Origin of the sequence: Pseudomonas sp. ICBG1301 (genome assembly GCF_016918385.1) — a bacterium.
In the GTDB taxonomy this organism is placed as follows: domain Bacteria; phylum Pseudomonadota; class Gammaproteobacteria; order Pseudomonadales; family Pseudomonadaceae; genus Aquipseudomonas; species Aquipseudomonas palleroniana.
Genome location: NZ_JAEKGB010000021.1, coordinates 1 through 3,432, shown reverse-complemented (window position 1 = coordinate 3,432; position 3,432 = coordinate 1). Strand labels below are relative to the sequence as shown.

Here is a 3,432-nt window from a genome sequence, read left to right as displayed (position 1 = left end):
GTTCGAACATCACCATCAAGGCTGGCGATACCGTCGGCACCGTGACCGTCCCTGCGCCTAGCGATGACGTGTTCATCGACAAGAGCACGCAGACCGTCAAGATCACCGACGCTACCGGCGGTAACTTTGAAAAGCTGGAAGTTGCAGGTAACGGCGCAACCACCACGATCAACGACACCATCGACAAGGTCGATGTGGTCCTGACCGCGACCAACACTGTTGGTGAGGGCGGCAATATCGTCTACACCGCCAGCCTTGTGGATAAAAACGGCGCAGCAGTAACCAACATCACCAATCCGCTGACCGTCACCCTGGATAACGGCCAGACCATCACCATTGGTGTAAACCAGTCGAGCGGTTCTGTCGCGGTAGTCGCTCCAAACGACGTCTATCAAGGCGACCAAACTGTCACTGCCGCCATCAAAGGCGTTACCGGCGGCGAGCACTTCGAGAACCTGGTGCCGGGCACTACGCCGGTAAATACCACCGTTACCGATACTCCGGGTACTGCGGACACCACCACTGTGACCCTGACCGCGCCAAGTGCGGTCAACGAAGGTGGTCAGATCATCTACACCGCTACCTTGAGCAACAAGGCCGGCACCGACGTCACCCTGAAACTCGACAACGGCTCGAGCATTACTATCAAGGCTGGTGACACCGTCGGTACTGTGACCGTTCCTGCGCCAAGCGATGACGTGTTCATCGACAAGAGCACGCAGACCGTCAAGATCACCGACGCTATCGGCGGTAACTTCGAGAAGCTGGAAGTTGCCGGTAACGGTGCGACAACGACCATCAATGACACCATCGACAAAGTCGATGTGGTCCTGACGGCCACCAACACTGTCGGTGAAGGCGGCAATATCGTTTACACCGCTTCGCTGGTCGACAAGTCGGGTAATGCGGTGACCAACATCACCAACCCACTGACCGTGACGTTGGATAACGGCCAGACCATCACCATTGGTGTGAACCAATCCAGCGGTTCCGTCTCGGTAGTCGCTCCGAACGACGTCTATAAGGGCGATCAAACCGTCACCACCGCCATCAAAGGCGTCACTGGCGGCGAACACTTCGAAAATCTGGTACCGGGCACTACGCCGGTGAACACCACCGTTACCGATACTCCGGGCACTGCGGACACCACCACCGTGACCCTGACCGCGCCAAGCGCAGTTAATGAAGGTGGTCAGATTACGTACACCGCCACGCTTTCTAACAAAGCGGGTACTGACGTCACCCTGAAACTCGACAACGGTTCCACCATCACCATCAAGGCCGGTGACACCGTCGGCACCGTGACCCTTCCGGCGCCTAGCGATGACGTGTTCATCGACAAGAGCACGCAGACCGTCAAGATCACCGACGCTACCGGCGGCAACTTCGAGAAGCTGGAAGTTGCAGGCAACGGCGCGACAACGACTATCAACGACACCATCGACAAGGTCGATGTGGTCCTGACCGCCACCAACACCGTCGGTGAAGGCGGCAATATCGTTTACACCGCTTCGCTGGTCGACAAGTCGGGTAATGCGGTGACTAACATCACCAACCCGTTAACGGTCACTCTGGATAACGGCCAGACCATCACCATCGGTGTAAACCAGTCGAGCGGGTCTGTTTCTGTAGTCGCTCCAAACGACGTCTATAAAGGCGATCAAACCGTCACCACCGCCATCAAAGGCGTCACCGGCGGCGAACACTTCGAGAACCTGGTACCGGGCACTGCGCCGGTAAATACCACCGTTACCGATACTCCGAGCACTGCGGACACCACTACCGTGACGCTGACCGCGCCAAGCGCGGTCAACGAAGGTGGTCAGATTACGTACACCGCGACCTTGAGCAACAAGGCCGGCACCGACGTCACGCTGAAGCTGGACAACGGATCGACCATCACCATCAAGGCTGGCGATACCGTCGGCACTGTGACCGTCCCAGCGCCGAGCGATGACGTGTTCATCGACAAGAGCACGCAGACCGTCAAGATCACCGACGCTACCGGCGGCAACTTCGAGAAGCTGGAAGTTGCAGGTAACGGCGCGACAACGACTATCAACGACACCATCGACAAGGTCGATGTGGTCCTGACCGCCACCAACACTGTTGGTGAGGGCGGCAACATCCTTTACACCGCTTCGCTGGTCGATAAGTCAGGTAATGCGGTGACTAACATCACCAACCCGCTGACCGTCACCCTGGATAACGGTAAAACCATCACCATCGGTGTGAACCAATCCAGCGGTTCTGTCTCGGTAGTCGCTCCAAACGACGTCTACAAAGGCGACCAGACCGTCACCACCGCGATCAAAACTGTGACCGGCGGCGAGCATTTCGAGAACCTGGTGCCGGGCACTGCGCCGGTAAATACCACCGTTACCGATACTCCGAGCACTACGGACACCACCACCGTCACGCTGACCGCGCCAAGCGCCGTTAACGAAGGCGGTCAGATCACCTACACCGCCACGCTTTCTAACAAAGCAGGTACTGACGTCACCCTGAAACTCGACAACGGCTCGAGCATTACCATCAAGGCTGGTGACACCCTCGGCACTGTGACCGTTCCTGCACCAAGCGATGACGTGTTCATCGACAAGAGCACTCAGACCGTCAAGATCACTGACGCTACCGGCGGCAACTTCGAGAAATTGGAAGTTGCAGGTAACGGCGCGACAACGACTATCAACGACACCATCGACAAGGTCGATGTGATCCTGACCGCCACCAACACTGTTGGCGAAGGCGGCAACATCGTTTACACCGCCAGCCTTGTGGATAAGAACGGCGCAGCAGTAACCAACATCACCAACCCGCTGACAGTCACCCTGGATAACGGCCAAACCATCACCATCGGTGTAAATCAGTCGAGCGGGTCTGTTTCTGTAGTCGCTCCAAACGACGTCTATAAAGGCGATCAAACCGTCACCACCGCGATCAAAACTGTGAGCGGCGGCGAGCATTTCGAAAATCTGGTGCCAGGTACCGATAAAGTCACAACGACCGTAACTGACACACCGGGCACCGCAGATACCACCACTGTGACGCTGACCGCGCCAAGTGCGGTCAACGAAGGTGGTCAGATCACCTATACCGCGACCTTGAGCAACAAGGCCGGCACCGACGTCACGCTGAAGCTGGACAACGGTTCGACCATCACTATCAAGGCTGGCGATACCGTCGGCACTGTGACCGTCCCAGCACCTAGCGATGACGTGTTCATCGACAAGAGCACCCAGACCGTCAAGATCACCGACGCCACAGGCGGTAACTTCGAGAAGCTGGAAGTTGCCGGTAACGGAGCGACAACGATCATCAACGACACCATCGACAAGGTCGATGTGGTCCTGACCGCGACCAACACTGTGGGCGAAGGCGGCAACATCGTTTACACCGCCAGCCTTGTGGATAAAAACGGCGCAGCAGTAA

The 3,432-nt window shown here is 57.2% G+C and carries 1 protein-coding gene; it reads left to right on the top strand.

The genetic code is table 11. The annotated features are described in order from the left end of the window. Positions 1–3,432 (top strand): immunoglobulin-like domain-containing protein (locus JBE38_RS27485; RefSeq protein ID WP_342592933.1); only part of this gene is annotated, 3,432 nt, incomplete at both ends.